This window comes from Rhodoglobus vestalii, assembly GCF_006788895.1.
GTDB classification, from domain to species: Bacteria; Actinomycetota; Actinomycetes; order Actinomycetales; family Microbacteriaceae; genus Rhodoglobus; species Rhodoglobus vestalii.
Genome location: NZ_VFRA01000001.1, coordinates 787,992 through 802,703 on the forward strand (window position 1 = coordinate 787,992; position 14,712 = coordinate 802,703).

Here is a 14,712-nt window from a genome sequence, read left to right on the forward strand (position 1 = left end):
CGGGGTGTATCGGCCTACAGCATGGCCGAACTGAGCAGCAGGCTGGTCTCACTATTAACTACGCCGTCGACGTTGCGCATGCGGGCGAGGACTCGATCAAAGTTGCTGAGACTGTCAGTGCGGATGTCGGCCACGAGATCCCAGGCGCCGTTGGTGGTGTGAAGTGCGTGGATCTCTGGCAAGCCTCGCAGCTTGCGAATCACGGCATCCGTTGACCTCCCCTCCACCTCGATAAAGGAGATGGCCCGAATGATCGAGGGGTCACGATCTTCGCGAACGCGCACCGAAAAACCGAGCACCGTTCCGCCGCTGACGAGGCGGTCGATGCGACTGGTGACAGTGGCTCGGGTGACGTCGAGGCGGCGCGCTAGGCTCGCTACAGACTCGCGGCCATCGGCCCGGAGTGCGGCGAGAAGGCGGCGGTCCAGATCATCCAATTGAGCCATGCACAAAGTGTACAGCGGTGCTCTCAATTATGCACAGTCGCTGGCTAAAAATCGCGTCTATTGGGTGTTGTGAGTGCATAGTGCACATTCGTAGCGTGGGGAGTAGTAATACTGCAACGAGAGGAGTGACCATGGTCAACTACGTGGACGTCAACAACATGCGACGCTGGATTTCTGACACCGGAATTGAGCCCATCATTATGGGCATCGTGGGCTACCTTGAGCAGGATTATGCCAAGTGGCCCCAGTTCGACAAGACCCCTCGGGTTGCGGCTCACTCCGCTGAGGGAGTAATTGAACTCATGCCCACGAGCGATGGCGAAACGTATGCCTTTAAGTACGTCAACGGCCACCCCTCTAACCCCGGCAACGGTTTTCAGACCGTCACCGCTCTCGGCATGCTCGCACGCGTCGACAACGGTTACCCCACCTTCCTGTCGGAGATGACACTGCTGACGGCACTCCGCACCGCCGCGACCTCGGTGCTTGCTGCCCGTGCACTCGCCCGCCCAGACTCGAAGGTGCTCGCCCTCATCGGCACCGGAACCCAGTCGGAGTTTCAGGCTCTCGGATTCCGTGCTGGCCTCGGTATTACGCGGCTGCGGGCGTGGGACACCGATCCTGCCGCTCTCGACAAGTTCATCCGTAACGTTGAGCCGCTCGGTTTCGAGGTTGTGCGCGCGACCTCGGCCGCGGATGCCGTTGCTGGCGCCGACATCGTCACCACCTGTACCGCAGACAAGGCAAACGCGAAGATTCTGACCACCGGCATGATCGAACCCGGAATGCACCTCAACGCGATCGGTGGAGACTGCCCCGGCAAAACGGAGCTCGAAGCCGACATCGTTCGCAACTCGACCGTGTTCGTTGAGTTTCCCGAGCAGACCCGTATCGAGGGTGAGATTCAGCAGCTTGAGGCCGACTCCCCCATCACCGAACTCTGGGAGGTGCTCGCCGGGCGCGCCGCAGGCCGCACGTCGGTCGACGAAGTCACCCTCTTCGACTCGGTGGGTTTTGCGATCGAAGACTTCTCGGCATTGCGCTACGTATTTGACGCGGTTCGTGGCACCGACTATGCCACCGACCTTGATCTGATTGCCGACCCAGCCGACCCCAAGGACCTGTTCTCGCTCGTGTCGCGCGCACCCGCGCTGCTCGCGTAGGTCGCCGGTGAGCGTTCAGGCCCCCTCGGCCGCCGTACTGATCCGACCCCATCTGTTCACGCCGAATGGTCAGACCGCCAGTGACAACGCCTTCCAGTCGACCGATCCCACCCGCACCCCGGATGAGATTGCTCGCGCCGCGTACGACGAGTCGACGATGGTGGCAGAAACGTTGCGCGACGCTGGCGTCAGCATCCACGTGTTTGATGACACCGAGAGCACTCGCCCTGACAGCGTGTTCCCGAACAACTGGTTTTCGACGCACAGCGGCGGGCGCGTTGCCGTGTATCCGATGTATGCACCAAACCGGCGCACGGAGCGTCGCACCGATGTAATCGAGATGCTGAAGCACGATTTTCGGGTGCAGGATGTTGTCGACTATTCGGGGCTTGAGCACGACGGCATCTACCTTGAGGGCACCGGGGCAATGGTCATCGACCACACCAACCGTGTGGCGTATGCGGCGGAATCTCACCGCGCCAACCCGCTCGCTCTCGAACGCTTTTGCGCGTCATTTGGCTACGAGCCGATGATGTTTGAGGCGCGCGACAGCCATGGCGTGCCGATCTATCACACCAATGTGATGATGTGCATCGCAACCGACTTTGCGATGATCGGGCTCGACCTGATTGCCTCCGGTGATCGTCGCATGGAGATTGCTGAGCGCTTGACCGCGCCTGGCCGCACCCTGATCGATCTCACCGCCGACCAGATCGCCAATTTTGCGGGCAACGCTTTGGAACTGAAGGGTTCGAACGGTCGCGTTTTGGCGCTGTCGAGTCGTGCGCTCAAGAGTTTGACGGCCGCGCAGCGTTCGGTCATTGAGCAGAGCTGCCAGATTGTGCCGCTCGATATTCCGACGATCGAGCTGGCCGGGGGGTCGGTGCGCTGCATGGTCGCGGGAATCCACCTCGATCGCCGTTCGCGGATGGCAGCGGATGTTGCTGCCGGCGTTCCCGCCGCCGGTACTGCAGAGTCGGCGCCGACGGCTGGCGCGTAGCGCGGTCTGCTGCGCGCGGTAAGGCGGCGGGTCGATAGCGCGGCAGCGCGATAGTTCGGCCGTTCGATAGCGCGGCAGGCCAGCTTAGGCGCGCAGCTCTACGGCCACGGACTGCGCTGCTGATCCGCGCACTTTTTGCGCGAGGCGAATGGCCAGGTACTTGGCACCGTACTTTTTCTTGAGTGCGGCATCCATTGCTGTGAGGGTTTCGTCATCGGTGCGCACAGCGGCGGTGGCGGTGACCGGCACAGCGCCGTCAGCGAAGTTACCCCGCATGTCGCACGCGATCAGCTCGACACGGTCGGTGCGACGGATGCGCTTAACCTTGCCGGAGGTGGGGGCGGTGGTGACGAGCAGGCGGTCACCGTCGGCGACAACCCACACCGGGGTCGGTACGGACTCACCAGATTTGCGGAAGGTGATCAGCGAAACGTAGGGCTCGGAGGAGAGTGCGGAAAGTTCGTGGGGCATCATGGTTCCATTATCTGCTGGGCAGCTTGGTATGCGCGCCGAAGTCATCCGGTGCAAGTGACAGGGCGACTCCATCGAGGATGTCGTGCTCACTGGTCGTGACCCACTTGAGCGGTCTGCCGGTGGCGGCCGTGGCATCCGCGACCCGCTGCAGGATGGTCGACCAGATGACAGCACCGGCGGTGATGACGTCGACCCGACCCGGGTGCATGTACGGCAGAGCTGCCCGTTCGGCGCGGGGCATTCGGCTGAGGGCGTCGCAGGAGCGAAGCACGTCGGCCAGCGGTAGGCGGCTACCGCTGATGACCTCCGGGTCGTAGGAGTTGAGGCCGAGCGCGTGGGCCGTGACCGTGGTTACGGTGCCGGCCACTCCGATCACCTCTGTGGCCAGCGAGAGGTTGACGGTGGCTGTGGCTACGTCGAGGACTTCGGTAACGTCACGGCGGATGTCGGCGAGCTCCGTCTCAAGGGGCGGGTCACTGTGGATGTTTCGCTCAGCTAGGCGCACGCATCCGACATTCATCGAGTAGGCGGAGTCTGGGGTGCTGTTGCCGAGTACCAACTCGGTGGATCCCCCGCCGAGGTCGATCACGAGGTGTTGGGGTGTGGGTTCTTCGGGAGCGGGTTCGGCTAGGGCAGTGAGTGCGCCGCGGAACGATAACGCTGCTTCCTCGGTGCCCGGGATCACTTCGGCGGGGACACCGAGAATTGTGTGCACTGCGTCGGTGAACTCTTCCCGGTTGGCAGCATCCCGGGTCGCTGATGTTGCTACGAAGCGGATGCGCTCCACATCGTGCTCGCGACAGAGCTCGGCAAACTTCTGGGTAGCGGCGAGTGTGCGTTCGAGCGCAGCCTCACTGAAGCGACCGGTGCGGTCGACGCCCTCTCCCAACCGAACCAGCTCGAGCGTGCGCACTACGTCGCGGAGCCCACCCTGCCCGTCAAGGTCAGCAATGAGCAGGCGGATCGAGTTCGTTCCACAATCAAAAGCGGCAACACGGGTCATGGGGCTCCTTCGGAGAGAACTTGGTGTTCACGGGGAACGTTAGCGTCAATCACGGCAGCGCGAGAAAGTCGCGAAGCCAAACGTCAACCTCGCGCATGGTTGCCGCATCCACAGTGCCCGCAACTTCATGCAGACGCTCACGCGTAATCACCCGCGGTTGTTCAGTCATCGCGTATGTGGTCTGCTTTAGCACGAGATTGGGACCCCGCATCGGCACGTGATTTGGCCACGCCCGATCAGAGGTGGTCGCCGGGACGATGATAGCGAGGGTGTCTGCTTGTTGGAGGTAGAGATCGCTGGCAATAACAAGTGCGGGGCGACGCCCAGCCTGTTCGCGTCCACGCGCAGGATCGAGTTCCGCCCAAACGACCATCCCCCGCCGGAGTTCATTCGCCATCGCGTATATCTCTCACCAGCACATCCCATGTCTGGAATTCATCCCAATACTCTTGTTCCGCGCCGCGAAACGCGCGCCCAAACGACTCCATGCGCCGGCGCCGTTCGTGCCCGTCGAGAAGCCCTTCGATCAGACCGGCCGCCGTCACCCCACGCTCCTGCGCATCCCGGTTAATCCGGTCGCGGAGTTCAACCGGGACCTTAATCGTCGTAGCCATTACGTCAGTATACCGAATGGTAGCCCGAAACGGCTACCATCGGTTTCGCGCTCGAAGGACTTCGCCACGCTTCTGCAAAGTTCACTAGTTGCTGAAGGGGACGTCCACCGCGTCGCCGCCGTTCATGACGTACGCTGTGGAGCCCCCGCCGAGGTCAACGACAAGGTAATGAGCTGTCGACTATTCGGGGCGGCTGCGGTGACGGCGGTGAGTGCGCCCCGGAACGACAGGACCGCCTCCTCCGTGGCCGGAATGACTTCGGCGCGGCAACTTCGAGAATGCTTGGGGCGTTAAAACGACGCCTTATCGACCAGGGCCCGCGCTGCCTTCTCGGCGCGCGCAAGTTGTGACTTGCTGATGGGGTCATGGCCATACCCAGCGCGAGTTTTCATTCCCAGCAAAACATTGAGCGAACTCGATGCTTGTTTATCGACGGATGCGAGCAATGTGACCGCATCTTGGTGGCTGTGCCCTTTGGCATGTTTCCCGACTGCAGCTGCGCAGATCGCGTCTGCCGCTGCGATTCCCGCGTGAACGTAAAGAGTGACGACGGCATTTCTCACGTCCTCTTCGTCTGATAGCTCACGGACATCCTCTGTGACGCGCAAGAACTGCTTGGCTTTAGCGCGTCGCCCTTGTTCAACGGCTTTGTCGGCCGTCAGCGTTGTGACCTTGTCAGCCTTGGATTCACGCGCGCTCCCTAACTTTTTCGAAGCCGCTTTCGCAACCACGAGTGGTCTCCGGCTATCTCGATTCCATAAGCGAGGACGGAGTCAAAAATCGCGGCAGGCTGCACCTCTGAATCGCGGTACACCAAAGGGCGCACATCATTGCCGGTCCACACAGTAACTTGGGCAGCAAATTGCCGCACGGACTCTTCCACAGCATCTTCGGCTTCAGCGTCGGGCACAACGATCAAGACGTCGATGTCACTGTCCGTGCGCATTTCGTTGCGGGCAGCCGAACCGAAAAGAGTGACCGCGAGTGGCTGAAATTGCCAACCCGAAATGGTGTGAGCCATCCGGGCGATCAGCTCACGCTTGGCATCAGCAATTTGCGCAATGGCGCCGGCCAATAAGTGTTCTCGATTGAAGGCGAACGCATAGCCGCGGCCGGTAATACGCTGCACAAGAATGCCTTGTTCAACGAGTCGTCCCGCGGAAAGCCGCACTCCCTGGTGGGAGCCGACTTCGGGCAGCAACTGATGGATCTCTCTAATGGTGAGATATTGCTCACTGCGCACGAGCACCGTGAGCACCTGCGAGTCGATGCCCGTGGTACTTATTGCTGAGAATGGGTTCTGCAGTCGCATGGCGCCTCCCTCGAATGCTACCGAACTGCATTAGCTTTACATAAAAATAGACGACTGTCTATAAAAATAGACGGACATCTATAAAAATGGATACCGCTCCGATGGCAGCTGATCCGAATCAGCTCCTTGCTAGCACTTGATAGCGAAACTCGATCTGAGACGCTGCTCACCGCGTCGATGCTAACCATTCCTCCCGTGCTCGTCGTTCTTTTCGAGGGTCTACCGGTTGTGCCTCTTGTCGTTGAAGCGGAGCGCTACTCCCTGCCGTCTTCGAGCGGGATGAGCATGGTGCGGAAGGGTCCGGCGGCGGAGTGGATCTCCCAGAGGCGAGAAGCGACGTCGTCAATGCCGTTGGGCAGCTGAAGCTTGGGAATGCCTCCCGGGATGACGAGCTGACGGACGCGGATGCCCTCCCCCTCGAGCGCTTCATAAAGCATCTCGCCGTAGGCGCTCTCGGCCGGGAAGGCAAGCGATGTTCCGGCGAAACCGGCGCGGGCCTTCACCGAGGTTCCGCCGTTGATGAGGATGATGCTGCCGTCACCCGTTTCGCGCATTGCGGGCAGCACCGCACGCACCGCGTGGATGAGGCCGAGCGCGGAGAACTGCAGCGCTTCCAGCGCCAGCTCTGGCGTCAGGTCGAGCACCGGCTTCAGGTAGTCGCGCGACGGGAGCGGGCTGTACTGCAACGTCGTGATCGGACCCAACTCGGCGGCGGCGCGCGCGAGCGCGGCCTCAAGCTCTGCCGGCTCCAGCACATCCGCAGCGTAACCGCGCGCGGTCACATCAACCGCTTCGAGTTCCGCAGCCAACGCATCGAGCTTCGACTGATCCCTTGAGATCAGGGCAACCGCGAAGCCTTCGCGTCCGAACTTGCGAGCTACCGCTGCTCCGAGTCCCGGTCCGGCTCCGATGATGGCGATGACAGGCATTGTGAACTCCTTCGGTCGAAGATGACCATGGGGAGGGCCGGTCGAAAGCCTATCAAGACGCGGTCGAGCGGCCGCGTGGGGCAACCATCGCATGCATCATCGCGTCGCCCGCCAAGGCGCTAGTTGTTGAAGCGGAACTCCACCGAGTTCCGGCACACAGCAACCTCTCGACCGGCCGTCGACACGCCTACACGTGCCGGGTCGGATCCATCTGTTGGTGCAGGATGCGGATCACGTCCACGCTTTCGGCCCTCTCGACATAGAAGACTGAATGGCTGCCGATGCTGTAGCGACGGTATCCCTCAAGAATGTCGTCGCAAGCACGTCCGCGACGAGGGTCAGCAGCGATCCGCTCGATCGCTGCCCTCAACTCGGATATGTAGATCTCCGCCTGAGTCTTATCCCAACGCTCCTGAGTGAAGTCCCAGATTTCTGAGAGGTCTCGCTGCGCAGCCGGCGTGAGGCGGTAGCTCTTCACTGCTTCTTCGACGCGACGAAGGCGTCGAAGTCGAAATCTTCCGGCGCGCCACTGTCTTCACCCGCAATGAGCGCAGCCCTCAACGCCGCCATCTGCGTCTCCTGATCTTCCAGCAACCGGAGCGCAGCACGAACTACTTCGCTGGCGGAGCGGTACCGTCCGGCCTCAACCTCTCGGGAAAGGAATCGCGCGAAGTGGTCGTCCAGACTGATCGAAGTGTTCTGAGCCATGCGCTCAGAATACCAAAGATTGGTAATTTTGCGTGCAACAATACTAGATCGGCACGACGCTAGTTATTGAAACGGAACTCCACCGCGTTCCGAACCCGATACACATTAGGTTTTCTGGACTCGCAAAGGGTCGCCCGTGCCTTTATTTCAGTCATGCAGGACACTAGAGACATGGGCCGTTCACTACCGCTTCCCGGCGATCTCTCCCCCGCGCAGGTCATCGCAGTTCAGGATGCCTTACTATCCAACGCGGATCGCCTGTTGCAGGCAGCCTTAGCGATGCTTGAGAGAGAGAACGTGCCGCTCGCGCGGTCGCTGGCAATCCTCGGTATGGAGGAATCGGGCAAGGCCATCGCGCTGCACGAGCGCCGGGTCCAAATCGCGCACGCACCCGAAGGCGCGGCGTTTGTCGATCAGCGGCTCCAAGACCTCTGGGGGCAGCATGGGCGAAAGCTCGAAGTCGTTCACGAGTTCTTAGTCACCGAGGAGTACTGGTTCGACGTCGAGCCAGCGAACCCGGAAGAGAACGCGCGCGTACTCGGGACGATCGAGGCGTGGAAGCGTGACCACAACCTCATCAAGCAGCGCGGCTTCTACGTGGACGTCACCGCCGATGGTGATCCGGTCACTCCCCAGGAGGTTGCTGACGCGGATGCCGTGCGCGATGTAATCAGCCATGTGCACCAGATCGGTTGGCAGCTCAGGTCGGGTGAACACATCGAGGGCAAGCGACAGCTCCAGCACGAGCAGGACGTCCCACCGGCGACCGAGGAAGAGATCGAAGGTGTCCGACGTACAATGCGGAGCGTGGATCCCGAGGTTGTCGAGGGCTTCGTGGGGTCGATGCGCGAAGGCACCAAAGGCGAGAAACTCAACAACAGGGCGCACGCCTTCGTTCTGCCAGCGAGCCCATTCAACACCGTCGGGCAGCCCGGGTACGAGGCCCAGGACCGCGAGCTATGGGCGCTGGCGCAAGAGGGCCTAGAGAACACCGGAGAGGTGCCCGACAGCACGCCATGATTTACCGGCGGGGTTCAGCCTTAGGCTGCGTCGAACCAGGTGAACAGATGCGTCGATTAGAGGAGCGTAGGTAGCATCGGAGAACCGTTCCGGGTGGGCAATTCCCACTCATTCCAGCGACACTGCTCGTCGAAGCCATTACTGACCGCGCCGCACAAAGCACCGCGCCCCTGCGTGCAAGACTAGACGCGTTACGAGTCGCGCCAACCCGAGGCGGGGCCGATCGGGGAGAAACTTGACGAACGCTACAAAGGACGAAATCGAACCATCTCGACTCCAGAAAGCGGTCGAAGCGATCGCCATCACACCGGCCTCGGCCGCGATCCTCGTTGACGGTTACCGTGAGAACTTCGAGACAAAGTTCAACCGAGCACCCGAGTCCGCGGAGGACAAGAGTCAGATCGCCAAGAAGATTATTGGCAGATACTCCAAGCTTGCGGCGACAGCAGGGGCTGTAACTGCACTGCCAAGCGTGATCCCAGGGGTAGGCACAGCCATCGCTGTCGTTGGGGGCGGGGTCACAGATCTAGCACTAGCGCTCAAGCTTCAAATCGATATGTGCACGTGTCTCGTAGAGGTTTACAACGCCGAATTCAGCGACGAGGATAAAAAGCATCTGGCGTTCGTGCTCGCATTGGCAGGTTCGGTAGAACAGCTTGCGGCGAACGGAGGCAAGGCTGCCGTTCAAAAAGTCGCCCAGAAGCTCGTTTACCAGTACCTCAAGGGCCCGGCTTTGGTAACCATCAAACAGTTATTCGCCCGATTCTCCATCGTTTTCACGCAAAAGGCCATGGCTAAAGCGATACCAGCGGGCGTGGGTGTTGTTTTCAGCGGTTCGACTAACTACGTTCTCACCACGATTGTGGGCAAAGTCGCGGTAGCGGTCCTAGCCAAGTAGTCGATCAGCAGCGGCCACCAAAGCTGCTGCCGAATCGGTGCTCGTCAACGCCTAACACTCGATCGCGCGTGCAGTTTGCTAATTGTTGAAGCGGAACTCCACCACGTCGCCATCGGTCATGACGTAGTCCTTGCCCTCAACGCGAGCCTTGCCCTTGGCTCGAGCCTCTGCGATGGAGCCGGTGGCGACGAGATCCTCGAAGCCGATGACCTCAGCCTTGATGAAACCCTTTTCGAAGTCCGTGTGAATAACACCGGCAGCCTGGGGTGCCTTGGCACCCTTCGGGATAGTCCAGGCGCGCGACTCTTTCGGGCCGGCAGTGAGGTACGTCTGCAGGCCGAGAGTGTCGAAACCGATGCGAGCGAGCTGGTCGAGACCGCTCTCTTCTTGGCCGGTGCTGGCAAGCAGTTCGGCGGCATCCTCTTCGTCGAGGTCGATGAGTTCGGCCTCCAACTTGGCGTCGAGAAAGATGGCCTTCGCGGGGGCAACCAGAGCCGCCAATTCGGCGAGCTTTTCGGTGCTGCCGAGCACCTCTTCATCCACATTGAACACGTAAATAAAGGGCTTGGAGGTGAGCAAGCCCAGTTCGCGGATCGGCTCGAAATCAAGCTTTGTCGCGGAAGACAACGGCTTACCCTCGTTCAGCACAGTCTGCGCCGCGAGCGCAGCCTCAAGCACAGCAGGCTCGATACGCTTGGTCTTGAGCTCTTTCTCGTAGCGAGTAATCGCCTTGTCGAGAGTTTGAAGATCAGCCAGAATCAGCTCAGTGTTGATGGTCTCCATGTCGGAGGCGGCATCCACCTTGCCATCAACATGAATAACATCGGGGTCGCTGAAGGCGCGCACCACCTGCGCAATAGCGTCAGCCTCGCGGATGTTTGCCAAGAACTTGTTGCCCAGGCCTTCACCCTCGCTGGCGCCCTGCACGATACCGGCGATATCAACGAAGGAGACCGGAGCAGGCAGAATGCGCTCACTCTTGAAAATCTCCGCCAGCACCTTCAGGCGCGGATCAGGGAGGTTGACGACGCCCACGTTCGGTTCGATGGTTGCGAAGGGATAGTTCGCGGCGAGCACCGAATTCTTGGTCAGAGCGTTAAAGAGAGTGGACTTGCCGACATTCGGGAGTCCAACGATTGCAATAGTGAGAGCCACGGGGGTCAATCCTACCGGCGATAGCGGCCCCCAGGAACGAGACCGCTATCGCAAGCAAAAAACGAGCCAGACGTTAGCCGTTAGTTTGCGGGAAGCCCAGGTTGATTCCACCGTGGCTGGGTTCGAGCCAACGACTCGTTACCGCCTTTTGGCGAGTGAAGAAACGGATCGCGTCGGGGCCATACGCCTTAGCGTCACCGAACATCGAATCCTTCCACCCACCAAACGAGAAGTACGAAACGGGAACGGGAATCGGCACATTGATACCGACCATGCCAACCTGCACTTCGCGTTGGAAACGGCGAGCCGCCCCCCCATCGCTCGTGAAGATCGCGGTGCCATTGCCATACTGCGAAGCGTTGATCAGGTCGAGACCCTCGTCATAGCTGGCGACGCGAATCACCGCAAGCACCGGCCCGAAAATCTCGTGCTTGTACACGTCAGAATCGGTTGAGACACCATCGATGAGTGTCGGGCCCAGCCAGAAGCCGTTCGCGTCGCCATCGATCTCGATACCGCGGCCATCAACAACAACTGTGGCGCCATCCGTCTCCGCCAATTCAATATAGCTGGCAACCTTGTCACGGTGCTGCTGCGTAATGAGCGGTCCCATGTCGCAGGAACGGGTTCCATCACCGACCGTGAGGCCAGACATCCGCTCCCCAATCTTTGCAATCAAGTCGTCGGCAACCGGTTCGACCGCCACAATAACCGAGATGGCCATACAGCGTTCGCCCGCAGAACCGAACCCCGCGTTGACAGCCGAGTCAGCAACGAGATCAAGGTCAGCGTCGGGCAGCACCAGCATGTGGTTCTTCGCGCCACCGAGAGCCTGCACACGCTTGCCGTGGTGGGCTGCGGTCTCGTAAATGTACTTAGCGATCGGGGTGGAGCCAACAAACGAAACGCCGGCAACATCGGGATGCTCGAGCAGGGTATCGACGGCGAGCTTGTCACCGTGCACCACATTGAACACACCGTCCGGGAGCCCAGCCTCGGTGAAGAGTTCGGCCATCCAGATCGCCGAGGAGGGGTCCTTCTCGCTCGGCTTCAACACGACAGTGTTACCCAGGGCAATCGCCAGCGGGAAGAACCAGAGCGGCACCATTGCCGGAAAGTTGAACGGGCTGATGATTGCGGTCACACCGAGCGGCTGCTGCAACGAATACACGTCAACGCCCGTCGACACGTTCTCGCTGTACTCACCCTTGCTCAGCGTGGAGATGCCACACGCATACTCGATGACTTCGAGCCCGCGAGCAATCTCGCCGGCGGCATCCGACAAGACCTTGCCGTGCTCGGCCGTGATGATCGCGGCAAGCTCATCCTTGCGAGCATTGAACAGCTCGCGGAACGCAAACATTACGCTCGTGCGCTTCGCCAGCGACGTGTCGCTCCACTCGCCAAGAGCGGCCTTCGCTGCGGCAACACCAGCGTTAACGTCGTCAGCGGATGCCAGCGGAACGGTGCGAGCAACAGCGCCGGTTGCAGGGTTGAAGACGTCGCCCCGGTTGGGCGATTCGCCCTCGGTGGCTGAGCCGTTGATCCAGTGCGGAATCGTGGAGTACATGAGCCTACTTTCGATCGGAGGTGACCCCAGTCTGCAACGTTCGCCATCTGCAATCAAGACCTATTAGCGCACGTTCAATCTGCGAAAACGCAGACGATGCGTCGCCGCGCTACTCCAGCGGCAGCAACTCCGAACAGCGACGAGCAACCTCACGGTGCAGGGCAGCACGTACCAGCTGCACCGCCTCAACATCCGCAGCCTCTTTTCGCACCGAGAGCGCAAATTCCAGCCGGAAACTCACCTCATCGGGCAACACCGCCACCAGTCCGGCATCGTGCTCGGCCATGAACGCGTGCAGCAGCCCAACGCCGGCTCCCCGACGGGTGGCCTCCAGCTGCGCAAACACACTCGTAGAACCAAACCCCACCCGCATACCGCCGAGCACCGGAGCCAGGTCGAGCTCGCGAACCGTGAGCAGGGCATCCACATAAAACACCAGCGGGTGGCTGTCGAGATCGGCGACGGAACGGATCGGCGGACGCCTCGCCACATAGTCGGGCGAGGCATAGAGTCGCAGCGCGTAGGCGGCGAGAGGTTCAGAGGCCAGACGCGATGTTGCCGCTGAGCCGATAGTGATCGCCAGATCGAACCCGGCACCGCGCAGGCTGAGTGGCCGGGTCGATGTGACCAATTCGACGGTGATGGCCGGATGCTCCGCCTGCACCGCCGCGAGCGCCGCGGTAACAAAGGTGGCCCCGAACCCATCGGGCGCAACAATGCGCACGGTGCCCCGCACCTCGTCCGCGCCACCGCTCGTTGCCCCCACCACGTTTTCGACAATGTTTTCGAGTCCGGCGGCCCGGGTGGCGACTTCGCGGCCGATGGCGGTGAGTTCCCAACCGTCAGCGCCACGGTCGAGGAGGCGCACACCCAGCGCGGCTTCGAGCCGGTCAATGCGGCGCCGCACCGTGGTGTGATCGACGCCGAGCAGGGTTGCCGCCGACACCATTCGGCCGGCTCGGGCCACAGCAATGAGGTACCGCAGATCGTCAGTACTCACCTCGAGCGGATGCACGGAATCGCTGGCCATTGCCCCAGCCTAGAGCCGCGAACCGTTCGCCCTCCCGCACTGGTCCCCACAATGTCTGCGCAGACTGACACACTGGCGGAATGGATCCCCTCCTCGCACTCATCATCGGCCTCCTCCTCGGCGCTGTTCTCGGCGTCGTTATCGGGATGCTTGTCGCTCGCGTTCGCGCGACAGCACCGAGCGATCGCGTTGACCCCGAAGTGCTTGAGGCACGCCACCAGGCGGCGATCGCGCAGGTGACTGCCACCGAGAAGGAGCAGCAGTCGCGGCTCTCGGCCGAGCTGGCATCCATTACCGCTCGCGCGAGCGCGCTGGGCGAGCAGGTCGCGTCACTGCAACAGCAGTATAAGGAGACCATCGACCGCCAGCGCGATGAAGCTCAGGCTCTCGCCGAGCGCGAGCGCCGCGAATCGAAAGTTCTTCAGGCGCTTACTCCCGTGCAAGAGACCTTGCGCACAATGCAAAACAAGGTCACCGAGTTGGAGTCGCAGCGCAGCCTGCAACACGGCGAGCTGAGCCAGCAGCTGAAGTCGGCCACAGAATCCGAAGAACGTTTGCGCAGCACCGCCGAATCTTTGGCATCGGCGCTACGCAACAACTCCACCCGCGGGGTGTGGGGCGAGACGCAATTGCGCAACGTCGTGCAGGCTGCCGGGCTCATCGAACGGGTCGACTTCGATGTGCAGTCAAGCATCAATTCGGATGCCGGCGCCGGCCGCCCCGACATGGTCGTGCACCTTCCCGGCGGCAAAAACATCGCCGTCGACGCCAAAGTTCCGTTCACCGCCTTCTTAGAGGCCAGCCAAATCTCGGTCACCGCCACCGGCGAAGAGGGCGCCCGTCGTGAAGCACTAATTAAGCAACACGTGAAAGTGATGCGCGGCCACATCGACACCCTCGCGAGTAAGGCCTACTGGGCGGGGCTCGACGCCTCCCCCGAACTCGTGATCGCGTTCATCCCAAGCGAATCGCTCGTGTCATCGGCGATGGAAGCCGACCCCTCGATCATGGATTACGCCTTCGGCAAACGGGTCGCGCTCGCCTCCCCCGTGACCCTGTGGTCTGTGCTGAAGACCGTAGCATTCTCGTGGCAACAAGACGTGCTCACTGACCAAGCTAAAACCCTGTTCGACCTCAGCAAAGAGCTGTACCAGCGGCTTGCCACCCTCGCCGATCACGCCGACAAACTGCGCCGCTCAATAGACACCACCGTCAACAGTTACAACCAGTTCGCGAACTCACTCGAGACACGCGTGCTCGTGACCGCTCGCAAACTCAACGCCCTCGACGAGTCAAAAGTTATCGGCACCACCAACACGGTAGAGGGAACGCCCAAGCACATCACCGCAGTCGAAATGGAACTCGAACTCCCCGAAGAGAACGGCTAGCG

At 61.1% G+C, this 14,712-nt stretch carries 18 protein-coding genes; 5 read left to right on the forward strand and 13 right to left on the reverse strand.

Going from position 1 to position 14,712, the window contains the following annotated elements:
* Positions 1-14: 14 nt before the first annotated feature.
* Positions 15-446, reverse strand: coding sequence for an Lrp/AsnC family transcriptional regulator (locus FB472_RS03735; RefSeq protein ID WP_021809973.1), 432 nt, complete (start codon positions 444-446; stop codon positions 15-17).
* A 131-nt stretch (positions 447-577) separates the two neighbouring features.
* On the opposite strand from FB472_RS03735, the gene FB472_RS03740 reads away from it, so the two are divergent.
* Positions 578-1,609, forward strand: a complete 1,032-nt coding sequence (locus tag FB472_RS03740; RefSeq protein WP_141989706.1) for an ornithine cyclodeaminase — start codon at positions 578-580, stop codon at positions 1,607-1,609.
* Between the two features lie 7 nt (positions 1,610-1,616).
* Positions 1,617-2,609 (forward strand): citrulline utilization hydrolase CtlX, encoded by a 993-nt coding sequence (gene ctlX / locus FB472_RS03745; protein ID WP_141989707.1) that lies wholly within the window; start codon positions 1,617-1,619, stop codon positions 2,607-2,609.
* An 84-nt stretch (positions 2,610-2,693) separates the two neighbouring features.
* Here the strand turns inward: ctlX and FB472_RS03750 are convergent, their stop codons facing one another.
* The 9 genes from FB472_RS03750 to FB472_RS03795 all read right to left on the reverse strand — a co-directional run bounded on the left by FB472_RS03750 (position 2,694) and on the right by FB472_RS03795 (position 7,649).
* Positions 2,694-3,083, reverse strand: a complete 390-nt coding sequence (locus tag FB472_RS03750; protein ID WP_141989708.1) for a PPOX class F420-dependent oxidoreductase — start codon at positions 3,081-3,083, stop codon at positions 2,694-2,696.
* A 7-nt stretch (positions 3,084-3,090) separates the two neighbouring features.
* Positions 3,091-4,086: a Ppx/GppA phosphatase family protein gene (locus tag FB472_RS03755; RefSeq protein ID WP_141989709.1), complete on the reverse strand. Its 996-nt coding sequence runs from the start codon at positions 4,084-4,086 to the stop codon at positions 3,091-3,093.
* Positions 4,087-4,135: 49 nt separating this feature from the next.
* Positions 4,136-4,483, reverse strand: coding sequence for a type II toxin-antitoxin system PemK/MazF family toxin (locus tag FB472_RS03760; RefSeq protein WP_141989710.1), 348 nt, complete (start codon positions 4,481-4,483; stop codon positions 4,136-4,138).
* Positions 4,473-4,700 (reverse strand): toxin-antitoxin system protein, encoded by a 228-nt coding sequence (locus FB472_RS03765; RefSeq protein WP_141989711.1) that lies wholly within the window; start codon positions 4,698-4,700, stop codon positions 4,473-4,475. Before FB472_RS03765 ends, FB472_RS03760 begins: the two co-directional genes overlap by 11 nt.
* A 290-nt stretch (positions 4,701-4,990) precedes the next feature.
* Positions 4,991-5,431 carry a hypothetical protein gene (locus FB472_RS03775; RefSeq protein ID WP_246078065.1) on the reverse strand — a complete coding sequence of 147 codons (441 nt, stop codon included), beginning with the start codon at positions 5,429-5,431 and terminating at the stop codon, positions 4,991-4,993.
* A complete protein-coding gene (locus FB472_RS03780) occupies positions 5,401-6,012 on the reverse strand; it encodes a nucleotidyltransferase domain-containing protein (protein ID WP_141989712.1) in 612 nt (203 codons plus the stop codon). The genes FB472_RS03775 and FB472_RS03780 overlap by 31 nt, the downstream gene beginning before the upstream one ends.
* Before the next feature lie 254 nt (positions 6,013-6,266).
* Complete coding sequence (locus FB472_RS03785) at positions 6,267-6,941, reverse strand: SDR family NAD(P)-dependent oxidoreductase (RefSeq protein ID WP_141989713.1); 675 nt, start codon at positions 6,939-6,941, stop codon at positions 6,267-6,269.
* Positions 6,942-7,128: 187 nt separating this feature from the next.
* Positions 7,129-7,419 carry a type II toxin-antitoxin system RelE/ParE family toxin gene (locus tag FB472_RS03790; protein WP_141989714.1) on the reverse strand — a complete coding sequence of 97 codons (291 nt, stop codon included), beginning with the start codon at positions 7,417-7,419 and terminating at the stop codon, positions 7,129-7,131.
* Positions 7,416-7,649: a type II toxin-antitoxin system ParD family antitoxin gene (locus FB472_RS03795; RefSeq protein ID WP_141989715.1), complete on the reverse strand. Its 234-nt coding sequence runs from the start codon at positions 7,647-7,649 to the stop codon at positions 7,416-7,418. Before FB472_RS03795 ends, FB472_RS03790 begins: the two co-directional genes overlap by 4 nt.
* A gap of 171 nt (positions 7,650-7,820) precedes the next feature.
* Here FB472_RS03795 and FB472_RS03800 point away from each other — a divergent pair, with 171 nt between their 5' ends.
* Together FB472_RS03800 and FB472_RS03805 are read left to right on the forward strand one after the other, a co-directional pair.
* The gene (locus FB472_RS03800; protein ID WP_141989716.1) at positions 7,821-8,669 is read left to right on the forward strand and encodes an AbiV family abortive infection protein; all 849 of its coding nucleotides are present in this window, start codon (positions 7,821-7,823) and stop codon (positions 8,667-8,669) included.
* Positions 8,670-8,904: 235 nt separating this feature from the next.
* Positions 8,905-9,567, forward strand: coding sequence for a hypothetical protein (locus FB472_RS03805; protein WP_141989717.1), 663 nt, complete (start codon positions 8,905-8,907; stop codon positions 9,565-9,567).
* A 78-nt stretch (positions 9,568-9,645) separates the two neighbouring features.
* Here the strand turns inward: FB472_RS03805 and ychF are convergent, their stop codons facing one another.
* The 3 genes from ychF to FB472_RS03820 form a co-directional block, all read right to left on the reverse strand.
* The gene (gene ychF / locus FB472_RS03810; RefSeq protein ID WP_141989718.1) at positions 9,646-10,722 is read right to left on the reverse strand and encodes a redox-regulated ATPase YchF; all 1,077 of its coding nucleotides are present in this window, start codon (positions 10,720-10,722) and stop codon (positions 9,646-9,648) included.
* A gap of 73 nt (positions 10,723-10,795) precedes the next feature.
* Positions 10,796-12,292, reverse strand: coding sequence for a CoA-acylating methylmalonate-semialdehyde dehydrogenase (locus FB472_RS03815; protein WP_141989719.1), 1,497 nt, complete (start codon positions 12,290-12,292; stop codon positions 10,796-10,798).
* A gap of 109 nt (positions 12,293-12,401) precedes the next feature.
* Entirely contained in the window at positions 12,402-13,322 is a 921-nt protein-coding gene (locus FB472_RS03820; RefSeq protein WP_141989720.1) for a LysR family transcriptional regulator, read from the reverse strand.
* Between the two features lie 80 nt (positions 13,323-13,402).
* On the opposite strand from FB472_RS03820, the gene FB472_RS03825 reads away from it, so the two are divergent.
* On the forward strand, positions 13,403-14,710 hold the full coding sequence (locus FB472_RS03825; RefSeq protein WP_141989721.1) for a DNA recombination protein RmuC: 1,308 nt from the start codon (positions 13,403-13,405) through the stop codon (positions 14,708-14,710).
* Positions 14,711-14,712: the final 2 nt, after the last annotated feature.

Bases quoted from the DNA above. Each gene is read 5' to 3' on its own strand.
- FB472_RS03735 (WP_021809973.1), bottom strand. From the start codon at position 446: ATGGCTCAATTGGATGATCTGGACCGCCGCCTTCTCGCCGCACTCCGG.
- FB472_RS03740 (WP_141989706.1), top strand. From the start codon at position 578: ATGGTCAACTACGTGGACGTCAACAACATGCGACGCTGGATTTCTGAC.
- FB472_RS03750 (WP_141989708.1), bottom strand. From the start codon at position 3,083: ATGATGCCCCACGAACTTTCCGCACTCTCCTCCGAGCCCTACGTTTCG.
- FB472_RS03755 (WP_141989709.1), bottom strand. From the start codon at position 4,086: ATGACCCGTGTTGCCGCTTTTGATTGTGGAACGAACTCGATCCGCCTG.
- FB472_RS03760 (WP_141989710.1), bottom strand. From the start codon at position 4,483: ATGGCGAATGAACTCCGGCGGGGGATGGTCGTTTGGGCGGAACTCGAT.
- FB472_RS03765 (WP_141989711.1), bottom strand. From the start codon at position 4,700: ATGGCTACGACGATTAAGGTCCCGGTTGAACTCCGCGACCGGATTAAC.
- FB472_RS03780 (WP_141989712.1), bottom strand. From the start codon at position 6,012: ATGCGACTGCAGAACCCATTCTCAGCAATAAGTACCACGGGCATCGAC.
- FB472_RS03785 (WP_141989713.1), bottom strand. From the start codon at position 6,941: ATGCCTGTCATCGCCATCATCGGAGCCGGACCGGGACTCGGAGCAGCG.
- FB472_RS03795 (WP_141989715.1), bottom strand. From the start codon at position 7,649: ATGGCTCAGAACACTTCGATCAGTCTGGACGACCACTTCGCGCGATTC.
- FB472_RS03800 (WP_141989716.1), top strand. From the start codon at position 7,821: ATGGGCCGTTCACTACCGCTTCCCGGCGATCTCTCCCCCGCGCAGGTC.
- FB472_RS03815 (WP_141989719.1), bottom strand. From the start codon at position 12,292: ATGTACTCCACGATTCCGCACTGGATCAACGGCTCAGCCACCGAGGGC.
- FB472_RS03820 (WP_141989720.1), bottom strand. From the start codon at position 13,322: ATGGCCAGCGATTCCGTGCATCCGCTCGAGGTGAGTACTGACGATCTG.
- FB472_RS03825 (WP_141989721.1), top strand. From the start codon at position 13,403: ATGGATCCCCTCCTCGCACTCATCATCGGCCTCCTCCTCGGCGCTGTT.